At 62.8% G+C, this 19541-nt stretch carries 19 protein-coding genes and 1 tRNA gene; 7 read left to right on the top strand and 13 right to left on the bottom strand.

The window, feature by feature from the left end:
* Positions 1-46: 46 nt before the first annotated feature.
* Together CLM74_RS13525 and CLM74_RS13520 are read left to right on the top strand one after the other, a co-directional pair.
* The gene (locus CLM74_RS13525) at positions 47-1039 is read left to right on the top strand and encodes a LysR family transcriptional regulator (protein WP_025878750.1); all 993 of its coding nucleotides are present in this window, start codon (positions 47-49) and stop codon (positions 1037-1039) included.
* An 85-nt stretch (positions 1040-1124) separates the two neighbouring features.
* Positions 1125-1214 (top strand) — tRNA-Ser (locus tag CLM74_RS13520).
* Positions 1215-1256: 42 nt separating this feature from the next.
* On the opposite strand, the gene CLM74_RS21765 is transcribed toward CLM74_RS13520, so the two are convergent.
* The 4 genes from CLM74_RS21765 to CLM74_RS13495 all read right to left on the bottom strand — a co-directional run bounded on the left by CLM74_RS21765 (position 1257) and on the right by CLM74_RS13495 (position 5946).
* Entirely contained in the window at positions 1257-1391 is a 135-nt protein-coding gene (locus CLM74_RS21765; RefSeq protein ID WP_234003482.1) for an AlpA family phage regulatory protein, read from the bottom strand.
* Positions 1392-1845: 454 nt separating this feature from the next.
* On the bottom strand, positions 1846-3606 hold the full coding sequence (locus CLM74_RS13505; RefSeq protein WP_105164313.1) for a hypothetical protein: 1761 nt from the start codon (positions 3604-3606) through the stop codon (positions 1846-1848).
* Positions 3607-3899: 293 nt separating this feature from the next.
* Positions 3900-5027, bottom strand: coding sequence for a site-specific integrase (locus CLM74_RS13500; RefSeq protein WP_234003370.1), 1128 nt, complete (start codon positions 5025-5027; stop codon positions 3900-3902).
* Between the two features lie 244 nt (positions 5028-5271).
* Positions 5272-5946: a hypothetical protein gene (locus tag CLM74_RS13495; RefSeq protein ID WP_234003369.1), complete on the bottom strand. Its 675-nt coding sequence runs from the start codon at positions 5944-5946 to the stop codon at positions 5272-5274.
* Between the two features lie 291 nt (positions 5947-6237).
* Here CLM74_RS13495 and CLM74_RS13490 point away from each other — a divergent pair, with 291 nt between their 5' ends.
* On the top strand, positions 6238-6645 hold the full coding sequence (locus tag CLM74_RS13490; RefSeq protein WP_105164311.1) for a hypothetical protein: 408 nt from the start codon (positions 6238-6240) through the stop codon (positions 6643-6645).
* Between the two features lie 67 nt (positions 6646-6712).
* Here CLM74_RS13490 and CLM74_RS13485 read toward each other — a convergent pair whose 3' ends face one another.
* Complete coding sequence (locus CLM74_RS13485) at positions 6713-7072, bottom strand: helix-turn-helix transcriptional regulator (RefSeq protein ID WP_105164310.1); 360 nt, start codon at positions 7070-7072, stop codon at positions 6713-6715.
* Between the two features lie 175 nt (positions 7073-7247).
* Between CLM74_RS13485 and CLM74_RS13480 the strand changes: the two genes are divergently transcribed.
* The 3 genes from CLM74_RS13480 (at position 7248) to CLM74_RS13470 (ending at position 9798) form a co-directional block, all read left to right on the top strand.
* The gene (locus CLM74_RS13480) at positions 7248-7463 is read left to right on the top strand and encodes a hypothetical protein (RefSeq protein ID WP_105164309.1); all 216 of its coding nucleotides are present in this window, start codon (positions 7248-7250) and stop codon (positions 7461-7463) included.
* A gap of 129 nt (positions 7464-7592) precedes the next feature.
* Positions 7593-8456, top strand: a complete 864-nt coding sequence (locus CLM74_RS13475; RefSeq protein ID WP_105164308.1) for a hypothetical protein — start codon at positions 7593-7595, stop codon at positions 8454-8456.
* A 19-nt stretch (positions 8457-8475) separates the two neighbouring features.
* Positions 8476-9798 (top strand): XVIPCD domain-containing protein, encoded by a 1323-nt coding sequence (locus CLM74_RS13470; RefSeq protein ID WP_105164307.1) that lies wholly within the window; start codon positions 8476-8478, stop codon positions 9796-9798.
* A 44-nt stretch (positions 9799-9842) separates the two neighbouring features.
* Here the strand turns inward: CLM74_RS13470 and CLM74_RS13465 are convergent, their stop codons facing one another.
* The 7 genes from CLM74_RS13465 to CLM74_RS13435 all read right to left on the bottom strand — a co-directional run bounded on the left by CLM74_RS13465 (position 9843) and on the right by CLM74_RS13435 (position 16790).
* Entirely contained in the window at positions 9843-10220 is a 378-nt protein-coding gene (locus CLM74_RS13465; RefSeq protein WP_105164306.1) for an EF-hand domain-containing protein, read from the bottom strand.
* Positions 10221-10251: 31 nt separating this feature from the next.
* The gene (locus CLM74_RS13460) at positions 10252-10644 is read right to left on the bottom strand and encodes a hypothetical protein (protein WP_105164305.1); all 393 of its coding nucleotides are present in this window, start codon (positions 10642-10644) and stop codon (positions 10252-10254) included.
* A gap of 90 nt (positions 10645-10734) precedes the next feature.
* A complete protein-coding gene (locus CLM74_RS13455; RefSeq protein WP_105164304.1) occupies positions 10735-12699 on the bottom strand; it encodes a MacB family efflux pump subunit in 1965 nt (654 codons plus the stop codon).
* Positions 12696-13886, bottom strand: coding sequence for an efflux RND transporter periplasmic adaptor subunit (locus CLM74_RS13450; protein ID WP_105164303.1), 1191 nt, complete (start codon positions 13884-13886; stop codon positions 12696-12698). Before CLM74_RS13450 ends, CLM74_RS13455 begins: the two co-directional genes overlap by 4 nt.
* Before the next feature lie 136 nt (positions 13887-14022).
* Positions 14023-14556 (bottom strand): hypothetical protein, encoded by a 534-nt coding sequence (locus tag CLM74_RS13445; RefSeq protein ID WP_234003368.1) that lies wholly within the window; start codon positions 14554-14556, stop codon positions 14023-14025.
* Positions 14557-14766: 210 nt separating this feature from the next.
* The gene (locus tag CLM74_RS13440; protein ID WP_105164302.1) at positions 14767-16116 is read right to left on the bottom strand and encodes a HAMP domain-containing sensor histidine kinase; all 1350 of its coding nucleotides are present in this window, start codon (positions 16114-16116) and stop codon (positions 14767-14769) included.
* A complete protein-coding gene (locus CLM74_RS13435; protein ID WP_080148505.1) occupies positions 16116-16790 on the bottom strand; it encodes a response regulator transcription factor in 675 nt (224 codons plus the stop codon). The genes CLM74_RS13440 and CLM74_RS13435 overlap by 1 nt, the downstream gene beginning before the upstream one ends.
* 211 nt (positions 16791-17001) lie before the next feature.
* Between CLM74_RS13435 and CLM74_RS13430 the strand changes: the two genes are divergently transcribed.
* On the top strand, positions 17002-17283 hold the full coding sequence (locus CLM74_RS13430) for a hypothetical protein (RefSeq protein WP_059064492.1): 282 nt from the start codon (positions 17002-17004) through the stop codon (positions 17281-17283).
* Between the two features lie 57 nt (positions 17284-17340).
* On the opposite strand, the gene CLM74_RS13425 is transcribed toward CLM74_RS13430, so the two are convergent.
* On the bottom strand, positions 17341-19482 hold the full coding sequence (locus tag CLM74_RS13425) for a TonB-dependent receptor (protein ID WP_105164301.1): 2142 nt from the start codon (positions 19480-19482) through the stop codon (positions 17341-17343).
* Positions 19483-19541 lie beyond the last annotated feature (59 nt).

Raw genomic sequence — 19541 nt, 5'->3', positions numbered from 1 at the left:
AAAGGTGGTTGAATGCCACGTATTGTTCTATCAATGGAACTCGGGTATGCATGACCTGAATGATCTGTACTACTTCGCGATGGTGGTCGACCACGGCGGTTTCGCCGCCGCCGAGCGCGCACTGGGCATCCCCAAGTCGCGCCTGAGCCGCCGTATCAGCCAGCTGGAAACCGACCTGGGCGTGCGCCTGCTGCAGCGCTCCACGCGCCGCTTCGCCGTTACCGACGTCGGTACCAGCGTGCACCGCCACGCCCAGACCATGCTGGCCGAGGCGCAGGCCGCGCGCGAGGTGGTGGACCGCCTCAGCGCCGAGCCGCGCGGCCTGGTACGCGCCAGCGTGCCGGTGTCGCTGGCGCAGATGCAGCTGCCCAAGCTGCTGCCCAAGTTCCTCGAGCAGTATCCGAAGGTGCGGCTGCAGCTGAACATCAGCAACCGCCGCGTGGACATCATCAACGAAGGCTACGACGTGGCCCTGCGCGTGCGTTCGCGGCTGGATGACGATGGCAGCCTGGTGATGCGCAGCTTCGGCCAGGTGCAGGAACTGCTGGTGGCCAGCCCGAAGTACCTGGACCGCGCCGGTCGCCCGAAGGACCCGGAAGAGTTGGCCAACCACGTAACCCTCAGCATCAGCGAAGACGAGGCGCGCCAGCGCTGGGAACTGCATGGGCCGGAGGGCGCGGTGCGCCGGGTGGACCTGCAGCCGCGCGTGGCTGGCTTCGATTTCCCGCTGCTGCAGAGCATGGTGAAGGACGGCTTCGGCATCACCATGCTGCCGGAAACCGTCTGCGCCGATGCCGTGCGCAACGGTGAGCTGGAAGTGGTACTGCCGGACTGGTCGCTGCCGCAGGGCGTGTGCCATGCCGTGTTCGCCTCGCGTCGCGGCCTGCTGCCGGCGGTGCGGGTATTCATCGACTTCCTGGCCGAACACCTGCCGCCGCAGCTGGAGGCCTCGCGCTTGGATTGCGGTGGCGCCTGCGAGAAGGCCAAGGAGCGGATCAAGGCCAGTGCACTGGGTGCGTTGGCGGTGGACGCGGGCTGAGGCGCCGCCCCGACGGAACAACGGTCTTGGGCAAATCGCCCGGCCGTGCGAGAATGCGTGCCCGGCCAGCAGGCTGGGCCGATACGGAGAGATGGCCGAGCGGTTTAAGGCACCGGTCTTGAAAACCGGCGAAGGGTCAAACCTTCCGTGGGTTCGAATCCCACTCTCTCCGCCAAGGTGACGTCTAAGCCACTGTTTCCAGTGGCTTTTTTGTTTTCTACGCCGCTCGCCCCATGTTTTCACCCACATTCTGTGGATTCGTCACTGCGGCGATAAAGCGGTCGATGTCCTCCTTCAACCATACCGCACGCGACCCAATTTTGTACGAGTGCGGGAAGGTGCCTTCCTTCATTCGCCGGTAGATCGACGACTGTCCCAAGCTGGTGCGCACAGCGACAACCTCGATTGGTTGCAGACCCGCGAGCATCAGCAACAGGCCCGGCGCTTGGCCGAGGCCGGAACGAGGGAACTGGAGCGGGTCAAGGAAGCGCTCCAGCCGCGCAAGCCGCCGGCGGAGACCAAGCCTAGGGCGAAGGACCCGATGAAGGCTTGGGTGAGGGCGGGGCGCCACCAGCTTGGGCGCACCGTCTGAGCGCCGAGCCTCCAGAAAACTCGCCACCGAGCCCATACCCTGCAAGGGCCTGCATGTTCCTGCTCCAGAATTGCAGTCAAAGCAAGTCTTTGATTGGCATCCAGAGTCAGGCAGACTTTTAATCCGTTATGTAGCCGATGGAACCCTTGGGATTGGAAATGTGCAAGGGCTCCGTCAGATCGCCAGCACCGATAAGGGGCGGCGGAATCAATCGCTACTCGCTCCCGAAAAGCTGCTCGCCTACCTTCCATAGCGTGCTTCCAAAGTTGTAGATCAGCTGCTCGCCTTGCCTGAGGAAAGAGAGACTCGTATCAATGCGAGCCAAGGCGAGAGCTTCCGCAACCTTGCTGCCTGTTGGATGCGCATCTGCTAGTCTCAGTTCGTAAACTCCAGCTACGACCCCGAACAGACTTCGCGCCTTTTCCGGGCCGATCTTCTGCGATAGCAAGTCCTCCAAAAGCTTGTTGGAGCCGAGCTTATCTCTATCGGCGTGAGTAGATATTTTTCGGAGCTCGCGGATATTGAGTCTGTCTGAAAAAACGCGGACTAGCTCCTTTGCAAGGCGGAACAGCGCTGCCTGATCGGTGCTGACAAACCTTGTGACAACTTGCATTGAATCTGCATCATTCAAGTCATGATTGAAGAGCGAGAATCCATACTTGTCTTGAAAACTTCTTTCGAGCAGCCTCATCGTTTTGAACAAAAGTTCTTCGAACGCGTGGGTTGAGGCTGGCTGTGTCTGCACTTGCGCCATTAGCAGTTCGGCAGATACCTTTCCGTCAGGAGCGACGTTGTGGGATGCCCAAACATGCTGCTCCCAAGTGGGTAGTCTGGCAACGTCGTAAGCGTAAACGGTGATAAGGTCTGCCGTATTTATCCCGAAATGAGTTTGATATCCCGACGTCGATATGATTGCGCCCGTGTCTTGGGTATACCACTTCAAAGAGAAGCCTCGCCTAGATAGGAGCTCATTTACGATTCCTGGGCGGAACCAAAGCCAACGACCTATGTCCTCATCGTCTAGATCTCTGGACGCTATTCTAGTTCCGTCAGTTTCTGCAATAAAATTAGGGCGTGATGAATCCTCGTCGCCTCGGACCCGTACACTTCGTCCTTGGTGATTGATCCACTCATCTCGCCAAAACTCACCTTCGACTCTTACGCCAACGTACCCAGATCGGTAGCCTCGTCGGTGTTCAGACGCAGTGTTGTCATCCTGCTCGGGGCCCATCACCGGCGCGTCTTCGTCCGGATCAACATCCGTTCTCCAGATGCGCAGTGAAGCCCAGCTACCACCAAACACGTTTTCCAGAGTGCGCAGCCTTAGCTCGAATTTGCCTCCATCCCTGTCTCCATTGATTTCTGAGATGTCGTGGTATTCGCTTTCTTCCAAGGACGCAACGTTCTCAACTCGCTGGCGGTAGTACGAAATTCTCAGTGCCAAGCCTCTCGCGGATAGGTAGTCCATGAGAAACTCGCGTTTGATCTCAATGGATATATGGCTTCCATCCTTGTCCAGCTTTTCACGTACTACCTCAACAAAGTCCTCCTCAGGTCGGACCCAGCTATTGTCAATCTTCACTAAGCGAAGTGCGATGATAAGGTCGGGGCTGAGTATCCACTTCCTTCCGCCAACAACGGGCTGGTCGTGCTCGTAAACGAGTTCAACTCCAACTGCTTCCTTATCGCCGTACTCAAATTCTTCCACGGGAGAGTAGTGGCCGTCGTCGTAAGCGTACGGTCGGGCACTGTGGATTATTCCTATTTGACTCCACCCGAAGCGATCTGCTGTTTCTCGGTTCTCTGGAGGAAATGCCACGGAGCCGCAGCCAAAGTACTCACTGACATGGCCGACTTCCTTTACATCGCTGATGCCTTCGTCGGTAGCCTCTGATGCTCGCAACGGTACCCACGTGGAGTTGTCAAATCGCCTCCGCGTTTCCCGGCTCTGGAGAATCCAATCCTTCTTCTTCATGTGCTCTCTTTCCATGGTGGAGACCCAGCGAGTGTAGGCGGGAGGGCGGGCCGCTGGTGGTGATTTCGACGAGAACCAACGAAGGTGCGGCAGCTTGGGTGGCTTGGTAGTTTAAGTTATTGATCAGCTTATGAAATATTTGGATTGCAAAGCCGTTTACGGCGGTTCGATCCTGTTGATGCCGCCAATGGAATGGCCCTGACTCCGGTCAGGGCTATTCTGTTTGGCAACATTGCGCAGGGGCGGCGCGCGATCCGATCTGCGAGGCGTGGGTGAGGACAGGGCTCCAGCAGCTACGCCACGCGGTCTGAGCTGAGGCCCAGATACGTGGCCCACTCCTCCATGAGGAGGCGTCGCTTGTCCAGAAGCTGCCCACGGCGGTAGGCCGCCTCTGCCTTGTTCTTGATGGCGTGTGCCATCGCCATCTCCACAACCTCGTTTGCATAGTCCGTCGTCTCGGCTGCCCAGTCGCGGAAGCTGGATCGGAAGCCGTGCACAGTGAAGGGCATGCCCAGGCCTTTGGGCGCTGGCTTCTGCAGTAGGTAGAGCATCGCGTTCTCAGACAGGGAGAACGGGGGTTCCTTCCGGGACAGCGGTTTCAGCAGCGCCACCGCGGCTTCGGTCAGCGGCACGATGTGTTCCCGGCCGCCCTTCATCCTGGTGGCTGGGATGGTCCACAGTCGGTGTTCCAGGTCGAACTCGGACCAATCCGCCCCGGTCACCTCGGCCGTCCGCGCTGCGGTCAGGATGACGAACTGCAGCGCCCGTCGGCTGCGCGCCTCACGCCCGGCAAGGGTGGTCATGAAGGCCGGTACATCCGCGTAGGGCATCGCGTCGTGGTGCTTGGGCTTACTCACCTTGGTGGGCTTGGGAAGCAGGTTCTCCAGATGGCCACGCCAGCGCGCCGGGTTGTCGCCGTCGCGGTGGCCGTGGACCTTTGCCCAGTCCAGCACGCGCTCGATGCGCCCGCGCACGCGTGTGGCAGTCACGGTCTTCTCGGTCCAGATGGGCCGCAGGCATGCCATCACCAGGTGGGTATCGACGTTTCCGACTGGGGTATCCCGCGCCGGTCCGTAGGTCCGCAGGGATTGCTCCCACTGTTCCGCTTGGGCCTCGTTCTTCCAGCCAGCGCGGTGGGAGGTGATGTAGGCGTCTGCTGCCTCGCCAAAGGTGGTGCCAGCCGACCGGCGCACTCGGCGGGCCTCAATAGGATCATCTCCCGCGAACAGCTGTCGGCGGTGCTGCAGGGCAGACGCCCGAGCCTCCTGCAGGCTGACTAGCTGCGTGGGGCCAGGTCCCATTTCCCGACGCCGGCCGCTCCGCTGGTAGCGCAGTACCCAGGACTTGGAACCGGTCGGTCCAACCAGCAGGTACAGGCCGCCGCCATCTGCGTGATAGCCTGCTTTGGTCGTGGTCTGCACGGCTCGCGCGCTAAGTCGATTGGTTGGTCTTGCCATCAATAGTGCCCCACAGTTCGCCCCATGTTTAGGGTCCGGATTCCGCGAGACTCGATGGTATGGGTGTGGAGTCTCAGGCGTTGATACGCCTAGGTTTCTGGACTCCCTGAGAGATTGTGAGAGTGGAAAATCGGCCACTCTCTCCGCCAAGAATGAAAAAACGCCCCGAAAGGGGCGTTTGCATTTGTGCTGCAACGAGAAAGTGTCGTCAGAACGCAGGCTCGATCACCGGCGGTGACTCCACTGCAGGGAAAGATAGCCGGTACTTTTGCGTTGTATCGGCATCTACAAAGATCTCGGTCGAACGGCGTCTGGCCAGCGCGGATTTGGTGGCATTGAATGAACACAGGCCGGGGCCGTCAATTCCGGTTACCGTCAGCAAGTGCCGGCCTGGCTTCAATGCGAAGGTGACTGATTCGGCTGTGTTGAGATGGGCGGCCATCTGCTCATCGACCATAACGCCTATTGCACACTTGCTACCAACAGCGCCGATGTCGCGGGTTACCACCACATTCCCGGTGGAAGCGCCTTGGTCGGGGAGTGCAAATACCCGATCTGCAGGTGCCGGCTTGACCATTGCTGCGTCGGTTGTTTGGTGGGCATGAAACAACCTGCGGCCAGCAACGGAACAGCGATCATCGCCGCTCGCATTGTGATCTTTGCAGCTATGGAATGCATATTCTTCCCCCGAGAAAATCGCCATTGATAGGCGGGTGGCACCTTTCAGCGTGACTTTACACGAATCCGGCGAAGGTAAGACGCGATCACTGGCTGTCGGAATCCACCCGTATGAGCAGCAGGAGCGACAGCCGCGCAGCATCATGTGGTCTATGGCGTCGACGAAAACTCCCGGGCCGCACAATGCATTGGTGTTGATTTTCACGTTTTGGGATCAATGCTCTCTGATCCAAGTCTTGATACCACTTCGCGACGCATTTGCCTCTCGATCTGCTGAAAGGACGCGTGGACGATGGTTGCGCCAAGGTACTCGCCTTGGCCGGGATTGGCGTCTCGAACTTACATGATGCGCGACAATGCATGCTCTGCCAGTTCATGGCGGATGGTGCGTGGGGATCCTGTGATCCGTCGGCTTCTTGCGTCATGTATCCGGCACGCCAACCCGCACCGTCCGCCACCTTGCATCTGCAGGTGGCCACACCGTGAGGTTGCCGCCATGTCTGACCTGCTTCCCGACTATCCCCGTCTGCACGCGCTGCTCGGCGATGCCGTGCGCGATCTTCCCAATGCTCTCGCCGAAAAGATGGAAGACGCACTCAGCGATGTCGCCGTGTCCGCGCCTCACTCTGCGTTCTTCACGTTCCTGCAAGGCCACGGCAAAGGCCATCGTGCGGACGGCACACCGTGGTCCGAAAACCGCCTCACGCCCGGTCGTGCTTTCGACTTGGCCTTGGCCACTCGAAGCGCATCGGGCATCACCGCGCTCACTGCCATGTTGCACGCCGCACACGTAGCTCGGGAGAACGACGATCCGGGCTTCTATCCGTCGGCGGCCATGGTCGATGGTCTGTTCGATGCCTGCGAGGCGCTGTCACTACAGGTAGAGCGCTGTCTTGACCCTTGATTCACTGGTGCGCGGGCAGGGTGGGGACCTGCAACGTGGTCCCCATGCCTGCGGTTCAAGCGCCGTGCTAGTCGCTGTCGCTTTCTGCTTGCTCTGCGCCGCTCGACCGCTTCGCGCGCTCTTTCAATTCCGTCGCCAGTCGTCGCTGCTCTGCGTGCGGCATCCTGGCGGCGGCGAGAATGACATTGGCCAGTGCGTCGCTATCGGCCAGAAGATAGGCCAACGGAACACCCAGTTCGGCAGCCATCTTTCCGGCAGTGGCAAAGTCCGGCTCCGACGTGCCCTGTTCGTAACGTGTCACCCGGCTGGACACTACATCTTCAGACAAGCCAATGCGCCGGCCCAGCTCGCGCTGGGAAATGCCCATCGCCAAGCGCGCTTCTTTGAGGCGCTTGGTGAACTGGTCGCGGAGAGGTGTGGGGGACATTACCCGCCTGGGCGCATCCTGTAACGGTCTACAGGATGGCAATCGCCCCACAATTCGTATGCTACATTATTTGTAGCATCGTGGGTCGGAGTAGCGTATGAAGCCGTCTTCGCGGCCAATGCCGCGTGGCAGCAGGACATCGGCAATCTGCCTTGCCTGCGGATACCGCGGCCCGATGGCCATCAGCGATGGCCGCAGGCATTGGTCTGGCTCGGGGTGGGCCTTCACGTTTCTGGCGCTGCTTGGCGGTGCAGTTGGTTTCTTATTGATGGGCGTCACCGGGATGCTGGCCATGTCGATACTGATCGGCATTGTGGGCGCACTTGCGGTCCGCCCGGCATCTGCCTACCACTCCTGCCCGCAGTGTCACGTCGATCTGCAATGGCGTTGAAGGTGCCAACTGGCACGGCGATGGAGGTGCGTAGGAAAATTCTGATCGTGGGCGGGTAGTGATGACGTTCCTGTCCCGTTGATCGGCCTTTGCCTATAGTGGAGCCAAACCCCGCAATGGAATGGCCCGATGCACCCGATGTCCTACGGCCGGTGCCTGGCACTCGCAATCACCGTCGCTGTGAGCGCCAGTGCCTGCGCACGACCGACATCCACCGAACACGAAAGGAATCCCGCCATGCCTGGCGCAACGCAGACCGGCCGCACCCTCAACGGCCACACCTACACCGACGCGCCCGTGGACGTGAAGCTGGGGCCGAATACTTTCCGTATCCCCGCCAACTATCTGGACAGCCAGATTGCGCCTTGGCCCGGTGAAGGCGTTTCGCTGGTCGTTGAATGGCCGGACATGACGCCGACGTTGCCGGGGGCGCGGGCTAATCCAAGGACCAATGATTTCCGCAAGGAAATTTCCGTTCGGATCAATTACGTTGATCGCGTTCCCATCGAGGGCTTGATGGAGCGCTACGCGTCCAACGAGGCTCTTACCGAGGCGGATTCGGTGGAACGCGGAGATCCCAGGGATAGGCTCGATCTCCGAATCCCGCTGTCTGAGACGATGGGGTTGACGCCGTACGCCATCGACGAGGCGGCAATGAAGGAGTTCGCAAAGCGCTACGAGGCGCGATATGGGAAGGCTCCCGTCCGGAATCCAGCCTACGAAAGGGACTGGTACGTCGCACGCCAGGCCGATGGCCGGATCAGCACGTTCATCAAGTGTGATGCCGAGGGCTTTCGTCAGGACGGCGTGCGGCTGGAGGGTGATCAGGTGATCAGCGTGCAAGGTGAGGTTGCCGCCGGCTGTGTTCACTACTTCGTGGATGGTGACAACAAGCTCTCCGTTACCCTGGACTACAAGAGAGCCTTCCTGAAGGACTGGAAGCGTATGGAAGACGCTATCAGAGATGTCATCACGCGCACCCGATCCAATTGATCCAAGGAAGGATTCAGGCATGAGTGGATTGACCGAACATGACCTCAGGATCCTTGGCAGCTATGCCAAGGATGGCAACCGCGAGCTCTATTGGAACTACCTGTCGCAGTTGCCGGGCGCCGACGGATACGGAACGCTGGCATTGGGTGTCGTCAGGAATGACAGCCTGCCAGGAAGGGTTGCGAACAGCTATGCGCAGAGCTTCGCTAGGACGCAGCAAGATGAAGGTTCCCGGTTCCCCAACGCCGAATTGACCGAGCGCCAGTGGGAATCGTTTGGTCAGACACTGCTTGATAGAGATCTGGAACTACGGCAGAGGTGGATGGCGGAACGCCGCCCGGACCTGACGCTGAACCTGCCTGGGGCTGACGTGATGCTGGCCCATGATCGCGCCTTCGATCAGCATCATCTGGATCCCAATTGCTGGACACCCCGCGTGCTGCTTCAGGCCGCACTGGAAAAGAGTGGCCCGCAGAAGCTCGAGCAGATCTGGAGCAACATGCTCGACAACGACGGGGCTGGCATCCCGCGCGTAAAGAACACCAGCGTGGATGCCATTACCCAGTTGGGCTGGAAGGCGGGAGGGGAGTATCTGACGAAGCTCGGTGGGCATGAGTTCCAAGCCGTTGGCGAGCTTTCCGCAGTCAGTCCCAATGCTATCGGCAGGCATGACGATTTTTCGCTGTACTTCGAACAGGACAACAAGTGGGTTCACTTTCGCTCACTGGATGGCCTGCTGATCAAACGCGATGTCACCGATCCGGCCCGCATCGCCGAGCTCAACGACGCGCGCGAAGTCCGCCTTGAGCGCCAGCAGAAGGCCACCCACTTCCACCCGGAAGATCCCTACCGCTCCATCACCCGCAGCCCGCTCACTGCATCGGTCGATGGCATGCCAGGCCCCCAGCGTTCGCCAACGCGTCTGGCGGACATTGGACCGGACCACGCCGAGTACAGTCTGCTGCAGCAGGTCAGCGGGCATGTCGCCGGCATCGACGCCAGAGCAGGACGCACGCCGGATGAAAGCAGTGAACGTCTGACCGCCAGCGTGATGGTCCTGGCCCGGCAGAACAACCTGGACCGTGCCGACCATGTGCTGCTCAGCGCGCAGACGGCGGACAGCCCAGCTGGCCGCAACGTGTTCGTGGTGCAGGGCGAGATGAACGATCCGGCACACCTGAGGGCTTCCATGCCCACCGATGTGGCCGTGCAGACGCCGGTAGAGCAGTCGTTGCAGCGTCTGGAGCTGGCCAGTGCAGAACGGCAACAGGCCCAGTCCCAGCGTCAGCAGCAGGAACTGGACAACCAGGTGCGCGAGCATCCGGCAATGCGCCTGGCATAGTGCACAGCAAGGGGCAGTGGGGTATTCCCATTGCCCCGCACCCGTCACTTCCCCGGTGCGTCGGCTGTCTGCGCCGCCACCATCGCCTGCTGCATTTCCTTCAGCGACAGGTAGCCATCGCCGTCGGTATCCAGTCCCGTGAAGTACTTCGCAATTTCCGGCACCACGGCCGCTTCTTCCTTGCTGATCTTTCCGTCCTTGTTCTTGTCCATCGCAGCGAACGCGGCATCGATCGAGTCAGCCTGCTTGCTGAAGCGTGCCTGCTGATACGTAGCAAACTCGCCCTTGTCGACGCGAGCGTCCTTGTTGCTGTCCATCGCGGTGAAGGTGGAATCGATATAGGCTTGTTTCGGGTCGGCTGGCGCCGCCTGTGCAAGCAGCGGGGCGGCGCACAGCGCGATCAGCAGGGCGGTCTTGTTCATATGCATTGCATGTAGTCCTTGAGCGAGGGAGTCAGCGGCAGGGGTAGGTGTAGCCATCGCGGTCGCGATAGCTGTCGGTGCGGCGGTCATAGTTGCCGTAGCGGTTCATGCAGTAATCGGCGCGCTCGCGTGTTTCCCGCTCGCGCTTCGCCGCTGCCGCAATCACGCCCGCCACCACGGCCGCGCCCACGACGCCCACCACCACGCCCGCGGTCTTGGCGTCATGCCGGCGCTCACGTTCCCGGTCACGCTCCCGCTCGCGGCGCTGCCAGTCATCGCGCTCGCGGTCACGATAGTCCTGGTTCCACTGCGGGTTGTAGCGGTCACTACGCTGCGCATGGGCATCGCCGGAATACGGCATCAGCACCAGCACTTGTGTGGCTGCTGCCAGCAGCAGCGCAGTCCTTCCTGTTTTCAGAAACATCGTCCAGCTCCTGTGCGGAAATCGTCGGTAGCTGCAGTACACACCGCAGACATTGCGCGAACCTGCCGTCACCGCAGGCAATTGCAGTGACTACCGGACCAGTGCTTCCACCGGGTCCAGCTGCGCCGCACGACGTGCCGGCAGGAAGCCGAAGCAGATACCGATCAGGCTGGAACACGCGAACGCCGCAATGATCGAGTTCGCCGAGAACACCAGGCTGAAGCCCACGTGGGCCAGTGCCAGCACTGCGCCCAGCAGCAACGCCACGCCAATGCCCAGCACACCACCAAGCAGGCACACCAGCACCGACTCGATCAGGAACTGCTGCAGGATGTCGCTGCGCCGCGCGCCCACGGCCATGCGTACGCCGATCTCACGGGTGCGCTCGGTCACTGATACCAGCATGATGTTCATCACTCCTATACCACCCACCACCAGCGCGATGGCGGCAATGGAGCTGATCATCATGGTGAGGATGCCGGTGGTCTGTTCAATCGAGTGGCGGATCTGCGCGTTGTTGCTCATGTAGAAGTCGGTACTGCCGTGGCGGCGGGTCAGCAATCGTGCAATGGCCTGCTCGGCCGCTTCCATGCTGGTCGCATCGGATACGCGCACGGTGATGCTGGATACATGGCTCTGGCCCAACACCCGCGCCATGGCCGTGGTGTAGGGCATCCACACCCGTAGCAGCGAGGCGTCGCCGGCGGCGCCGGCATCTTTCTTCACCACACCCACCACGCGCACCGGCACGGTGCCCAGCAGCAGGGTCTGCCCGATGGGGTTCTCGGCTGCGGCGAAGAAGCGCGCGCGGGTGTTGGCGTCGATGATCGCCACCTGCTGATAGCCAGCCACACCCCGCGCGTTGAAGAAGGTGCCTTCGCCCAGTTTCAATCCATGCACGCGGAAGTACTGTTCGCTGACGCCCTGCACCTGCACGCTGGCGGAGCGGTTGCCACGCATCGCGGTACCCGTGGTGGCTACGCCGGGGGTGGCACTGTCCACGAACGGTTGCCCGGCCAGGGCCACGCTGTCACCTGGGGTAAGGGTCTCCACCCGCGCCGCGTGCAGGTCGCCAAAGCCGGAGCCTGGATAGATCTCGATGGTGCTGGTACCCAGCGAAGAGATGTTGGACAGGATGGCCTGACGCGCGCCCGTACCCAGCGCGACCACTGACACCACCGAGGCGATGCCGATGATGATGCCGAGCATGGTCAGGAAGGTACGCATGCGGTGTGCATTCATGGCGCGCAGGGCCATGCGGAAAGCCTCGGAGAAGCGATCACGCACGGCCTGCCAGCCGATGCCATCGTTGCGTTGCGGCATCGCGGTCGGCTCCATGCCCGCTGCCGAGCCAGCACCCGTGGCACGATCATCGACAATCCGACCATCGCGGATCTCGATGATGCGCTGGGCGTGTTCGGCCACCGCCATGTCATGGGTCACCAGCACCACGGTGTGGCCTTCGGCATGCAGCTCGCCGAGGATCTTCATCACTTCCTTGCCCGACTGTGTATCCAGGGCGCCGGTCGGTTCGTCGGCAAAGATCACCGCACCGCCATTCATCAGTGCGCGGGCAATCGACACGCGTTGCTGCTGGCCCCCCGACAGCTCGCCGGGCAGATGCTGCATGCGTTCCCCCAGGCCCAGCCGCGCCAGCAGTTCGGCGGCCCGCGCGTGGCGCGCGGGGGAGGGCATGCCGGCATAGATCGCCGGCACTTCCACGTTGCCCAGCGCGGTCAGGTCGGCCAGCAGGTGGTAACGCTGGAAGATGAAGCCGAAGTGTTCGCGGCGCAGTTCGGCCAGTTCGTCGGGCGACATCTGCGCGGTCTGGCGTCCTGCAATCTGGTATTCGCCGGCAGAGGGGCGATCGAGGCAGCCGAGGATGTTCATCAGCGTCGACTTGCCCGAGCCGGACTGGCCGACAATGGCCACCAGTTCACCGGCATGGATGTCCAGGTCCACACCGTCCAGTACCACCAGCGTCTGCTCGCCGGCGGCGAATTCACGGCGCAGCCCACGTACGCTCAGCAGAGGCTCGCTCATGGGGGCGCTCATCGGGGCTGCGCGGGTGCGGCGGCGTCTTCGTCGCCGGCTTGAGCCAGAACCACTTGCTCGCCTTGCTTCAAGCCGCTGCGTACTTCCACCTGGATCTGGTCATCCAGCCCGATGGCGATGCGCCGCGCCACGGCGCGCCCGTCTGCACCGCGAACCTGCACGCTGTAGCTGCCATCGCCGGCCCGCGCACCCAGCGCGGCGGAGGGGATGGTCAGCACATTGTTGGCACGGCCGAGCACGATGCGTACCTGGGCGGTCATGTAGCTGCGCAGGCGCCCATCACTGTTGTCCACGTCGAACTGGCCGTTGTAGTACATGGCGGTGCGGCTGCCGGCGGACAACGCCGGTGACGTGAGGCTGGATGCATCTTCGTTGGTGATCGATTCGGGCGCTGGCGCAATGTCGCGCAGCGTGCTGCTGTAGCGGCGGCCCGCATCGCCAAGGATGGTGAAGAAGGCTTCCTGGCCGACCGTGGTGTGCACAACGTCGGCCTCGGAGATTTCGGCATAGACAGTCATCACGTCCTGGTTGCCCAGCATGACGATGGTGGGTGCGCTCTGTACCGCGTTCACCGTCTGCCCCTGACGGGCGACCACCGCCAGCACCGTGCCATCGGTAGGCGCGGTGATGCGGGTGTATTCCAGATTGGTCTGCGCGATGTCCACCTCGGTCTGCCGCTGCACGATCTCCCCATCCAGCGCTTTGATCTGTTCGCGGGTTGCCTCCACCTTGGCGTTGGCCGCGTCGAAGTCGGCGCGGGCAACCAGCTGCGATGCGACCAGTCGTTGCTGCCGCTGCAGGGTCAGTTCGAACTGGCGTAGATCGGTGGCCAGTGCATCACGGTTGGCGCGTGCGGTGCGCTGTGCTGCCTGCGCACTCAGCAGTGCATTGCGCTGGGTACGGGAGTCGATGTCGGCAATCGGGTCACCTGCCTTCACCTTGTCGCCCAGCTTCACGTACAGGGTTTCGATTCGTCCGGAAACCTGCGCGCCCACGCTCACCAGTCGCGATGGCTTCAGGGTGCCGGTGGCTTCCACCACCTGCTCGATGTTCCCACGCACCACGGGCGCGAGCTGCAGTGGTGGTGGCGGTGCCGGTCGGAGCCAGAACCAGGCGGCAATGGCAGTGCACAGTACGGCACCGGCGGTCATCAGCAGTCGGCGGTGTTTCCGCGGTGCCGTGCTCATTCGCACAGCGTCCAGAAGGGGCAGGTCATCGGTGGTCCTCGCGGCAGGAGAGATGCACGCGCCGGGTGCCGGGCGTGGATGGCCGTCGAGTCTCAAGGTGATGGATTGCGTGAACCTTGCGGCGCTGTCGTGGTTGTCAGGTCACTTCCATGGCGATGACCAGCGCCACGGCGACGAACTGCAAGGCACTGCCCAGCACCAGCAACGCGCTGCGCAGACGGTCGGATGTCATGCGCAGGCTGCAGAGCTGGCACAGCGTGCCGATCACCAGCCCTGCGGCAGCGAGTGTGCTGGTCGGCTGCGCGTGCACGCGATGTATCACCAGCGGGACCCAAGCGCTGGCCAGCATCATCCACGCTGCATGCCTGTCTACGTTGCGCAGAGCAGCAGGGAGGGTTCGCGCTGTAGTTGATCGCCATGCGGACAGCGCGTGCAGCACGGCATGTGCGACGACGAAGAGCAGCACTGCGCTGGTCAGGGCTGCGTGTGCATGGTGGTGCGTCGAAACCACCAGTGCACTGCCGGGCAGCAACAGGAACAGCGCGGCAAAAAGGCGCATCAGCACGTTCGGACGCTTCACCGCAGGGATCGCGCGAAGCCACTGTGGCCAATGCGGCAGTCCGCGCGCGCGATCGGCATGCGAGCGTCTATTCCACGCAGCCGCGGTCAAACCAGATGTAGCTGGTGTCGCGCGGGATCGGGTAGAAGAGGAGGGTGGAGGAACTCCTTCGGTCACGTGCAGGCTTCCTGTCAGGATGGAACGCGATGGCACCGCAGATGCCATCGATTCGATGCTGCGCAGCGAACATTGCCGCAACCTTGCCTGTCATCGCTGTCTGCAGCGCACGGACAGGCGGCAGTCACCGATGTGCGGACGTCCTCAGTGCTCTAGCGATGGTGCGGAGGCAACGCCCGGGTGCTGTGGGAATTCGACGCGGATCAGCGCGCCGCCACCGGGGGCATCCAGAATCGTGACATGGCCACCGTGACGGTCGATCACCTGCCGCACCAGGTTCAGTCCCAGGCCCGCGCCGGTCTGGCGTGGGCGCAGTCGCTGGAACGGCTCGAACACACGTTCGCGCTGGTCCACCGGAATGCCGGGTCCATCGTCTTCCACTTCCAGGCAGCTGCCCTGCACCCGCACGATGATCTGGCGGCCACCGTGCTCGGCGGCATTCAACACCAGGTTGGAGATCACCCGTTCGACCGCGCCAGCCTCACCCAGCACCGGGAAGTGTGGTTCCACCGCCACCGCCACCGTCTTGTCGGACTGGATCAGCAGGGGCGCAAGATCGGCGGCCACCCGTTTGGCCACCCGGGCCAGGTTGAGGGTTTCCTTTGGACCGTCCTCTTCCATGCGGTGAAGGTCCAGCAGCTGCTCGGCCAACGTTGCCAGACGCGCGACTTCCACGGCAAGGCTGCGCGAAGTCGAATCATCAGCGGCATCGATCTTCACCCGCAGGATCGCGATCGGCGTGCGCAACTCATGCGCCGCTGCGGCGATGAAACGGCGTTGCCGCTCGTGTCCTTCATCCAACCGGTCCAATGCATCGTTGACGGCGGTCACCAGCGGCGCGATCTCCACCGGCACCGCAGTCTCGGTCAGGCGGATGCCACGACGGCTGGCCGAGATGTTGCGGGCTTCCTGCGCGATGCGCTCGACACCGGCCAGTGCCCGCCGCACGATGATCGGCGTCAGGATGATGGTAGCCAGCGCCAGCAGCAGGAAGATCGGCAGGGTGATGATGTGCGCGGCCAACGCCATCTGCATGGTCAGCGAATCGGTTTCGCCATGGGCCATGATGGTCAGCTTGCCGGCCGGTCCGCTGTGCTGGCGTACCACCACGGCCAGGCCATCGCTGCGATCACGCCCGCGCAGGTCGCCATAGGGGATGCCATCGAGGGCGCCGACCAGCGAGGCATAGGCCGGTGGCACATGACCGAAGGTGACGTGGTGCCCATGCTCGTCCTCGGCGATGAACCATGCGCCAGGGACGATCTTCAGCAGTTCGGACAGCTCCGGCGTGTGCTGCACGTACAGTTCGCCGTTGCGGTCGCGGTGCACCGCCTCGGCCGCCACCGGTGCGAAGGTCTGGATGGTGTAGTAGCCACCGCTGTCGGCACGAACCAGCACCATCAGCAGGGCGAAGAAGGCCACCAGCAGTGCGAGCAACTGGTAGATCAGCGTCTTGACGATCAGTGGGCGCTTCAACGACGGGCGACGCGCCATCACTTGCTTTCCCGCATCAGATAGCCAACCCCGCGAATGGCGTGGATCTCCACGCCCGCATCGGCGTCAGCGAGTTTTCGGCGCAGGCGCGAGACGTGCGAATCCAGGGTGTTGGAATGGATGCCGTCGTCGAAGCCATACACCGCCATCTCGATGGATTCGCGCAGCACGGTGCGGCCCAGGCGCCGTGCGAGGGCGGCCAGCACCCGGATCTCGCGCCGCGGCAGCTCCAGCCGCTGGCCGCCCACACTGGCCTCGCCCGAGGCGGGGTCGAACACCAATCGGCCGATGCTGATGGACTCCACCTGCAATCCGCTTGGGCGACGGCCCGCAGCACGGATCCGCGCGAACAGCTCCTCCAGCGCGAAGGGCTTGGCCAGGTAGTCATCGGCGCCTTCATCCAGCCCGGCAATCCGGTCCGGCAACTGGCCCAGCGCGCTCAGCACGATGATCGGCACCCCGGGATTGCGCTCGCGCAGCAGGGAAATCAACGCCAGGCCATCGCCATCGGGCAGGGTGCGGTCCAGCAGCACCAGATCGTGCAGGCCGCACAGGGCCGCCTCCCGGGCCAGTGCCAGGGTATTGGCCACGTCCACCACATAGCGCTCGCGCTGCAGGGCGGACTTGAGGGTGGCGGCCAGTTCGGCTTCGTCTTCGATCAGCAGGATGTGCATCAGCAGGGCTTGGGCAGGGAGAGGCCGCAGAAGGGCGGTTCGGCACGCGCCGGCACCGTATTACAGGAACATTGCGTGAACATGGCGTGCCTCCGCATCTGCCGGAAGGCCATGGCTGCAGGTGATGAAGCCGAAGGTTCGGCGCAAGGTTCACGCAATCCAGGCGCTCCACCCTTGGCGCCCATTCGCAGTTCCCATCCCCGGAGTCACCATGAAGTTGTTCGTTCCGCTGCTGTTGCTCGCCACGCTGACCGGCTGCACCACCGCCAAGATGACCGTCACCCCCGACGGCCGTCGTGGCGTTTCAATCGACTGCAGCGGCTCCAGTTCCTGGAGCGGTTGCTACGAGAAGGCCGGGCAGATGTGCCCGGGCGGCTACGTGGTCTTCAGCAAGGATGGCGATGAGGGCAATGCCATCGCGGTCGGCAACAAGAACGGCTTCACCTCCACCCAGATGGCCACCCGCTCGATGCTGGTGTCCTGCTCGGGCTGACGCCGGTCGGGGAAGTGGCCATGCCACTTCCCCGTCGCGTTGCTCTGCAGCGCTGGCCTAGAAGCTGTAACCGGCCTGTACGTACACCCGGCGCGGCTCGCCCGGGAAATGGCCGTTGCGCTCGATGAATCCGCTGGCGGCATACACCTTGTCGAACAGGTTCTTGACGTTGGCCTGAAGCTGCCACTGCTTCCACGTGGTTTTCCAGCTCATGTCGAACACGGTGTACGGCTTCACGCGCTGGCCATCCAGGCTGATGCGCTCATCCACGTAGTCGGCACCGAAGCCAACGGCCGAGTTGATCGCCGGCAGGTCGTAGCGCGTCCACAGGCCCAGCTTGTTGCGCGGTGCATTGGCGAAGCGATCGCCAGAGGCATTGGTGATGCCATTGGGGCCCGCGTCCTTCACCCGCGCGTCGTTGTAGGCGTAGGTCAGGTTCAGCACCCAGCGCTCGGTCACGTCGGCCAGAAGATCCAGTTCCATGCCGGTGCTGCGCACCAGGCCCAACGCCGCCAGCTGGTTCACTCCATTGATGACCTCGCCAGTGGCCTGCACGATGTTGCTGCGGTCGATACGGTAGGCCGCCAGGTTCAGGCTCAGGCGCTCGGCCAGCAGCGATTTCATGCCCACTTCCCACTGCCTGCTGCGCTCGGCATCGAACGGGCCGCCTGCGGCGGAATTCTGGTTGGCCGCCGACTGCGGCACGAAGCCGCTGGCCACGTTGGCATACAGGTTCAGTCCATCGCGAACGGTGAACGTACTGCCCAGGCGCCAGCTGATGTCGTTGCCATCCACGCTGCTGCCGGCAAGGCGGTCATCGTCCTTGAACCCATCCCAGCGCAGGCCGGCCAGCACGTGCCAGCGCGGGGTCAGGGCCAGCTCGTCCTGCAGGTAACCGCCATAGCGCCTGCTGCGCGTGCTGGTGCTGCGCCAGGGCAGGCTGGACAGGTTGTAATCGTGCCAGGTGCTGGCGCCATACACCGGATTGAACAGGTCGATGCCACGCACCGGGCCGGCGCCGCGCGCGAGGTCGGCGCTGTTGGCGGTCTGCGCGGTGAAGTCCGCATCCAGCTGGTACACGTCCGCACCGAATAGCACCTTGTGTTCCACCGGACCGGTGCTTACCCGCCACACCGCATTGGCGTTGGCGGTGAACGCCTCGTTGTCGCGGATCTGGTTGCGCAGCTGCCGGGTCATCCATTCGGCCACACCATCGCGGTCGCGGTCGATCAGGCCCATCGGCTCGTGGTACATCTGGTGTTCGTTGTTGCTGAACCAGCGCGCGGCAATATCCACGTCCAGGTTGTCGCGCGGCGCGAAACGGTACTGTGCCAGCGCCACCTTGGCCCGCATGTCCAGGAAGTCGCTGGCCTCGTTGTGGTTCCAGCGGCGGTCGGTCAGGAAATTGCCCCTGTCATCGACCGGAACACCGCGCAGGCGATTGCCGCCCAGGTTCTGGGCAATGTCGGTGAACTGCAGCACCAGCTCGCCGGTGTCGCCCACGTCGAAGGCCAGCGAGGCATCGCCGATCACGCTTTCACTGTCGGTGTTCCAGCGCACGCCCTGCTCGTTGTCGCCATACAGGCCGGCGCGGTAGCGCACCGTGCCGGCTGCATTCAACGGCCCGGTACCTTCGATCGAGCCGGCGCGGAAATCCTTGTTTCCCATCTGCAGTTCAACGCGGCGTTCGGCAGTGGCTTTCGGCTTGCGGGTCACATAGTTGATGACGCCACCAGCGTCGCCGCCCCCGTACAGCGCACCGGCCGGTCCCTTCAGCACCTCCACCCGCTCGATGTTGAACAACTGCGGTACCGAGAATCCCGCATAGGGGTCGCCCCGCAGGCCGTCATACAACACGTTCTCCTGGCGGAAACCACGCAGGGTCACCCCGGCATAGCTGAAGTAGCTGATGCCGCTGATGCTGCGATAGAGATCGGTCACCTGGCGTGCAGCCTGGTCGTCGATCAGCTCGCGCGGCAGTACCTGGATGGACTGCGGCACCAGTTCCAGCGGTGTATCGGTGCGGGTGCCGACAGCCGCGTCATCCACCCGGTACAACGTCTGTGCGCGGCCACGCACCTCCACCTTGTCCAGCTCCTGCACGCGGCTGGGCTGGGCGTCGGCGGCGTATCCGGGGGTGGCAAAAGCCAGTGTCGTCGCCAGGCACAGAATGCTGCGGCGGGGCAGGAAGTGGGGCATGGGCGTATCAGGCTTGTCTGCAAATGAGAAAGATTAGCATTTGCAATTAGCGGGTGCCC

Origin of the sequence: Stenotrophomonas sp. MYb57 (assembly GCF_002966815.1) — a bacterium.
GTDB lineage: Bacteria > Pseudomonadota > Gammaproteobacteria > Xanthomonadales > Xanthomonadaceae > Stenotrophomonas > Stenotrophomonas indicatrix.
Note: the sequence above shows the minus strand (reverse complement) of the source record. Positions and strands in the feature narration are given on the sequence as shown.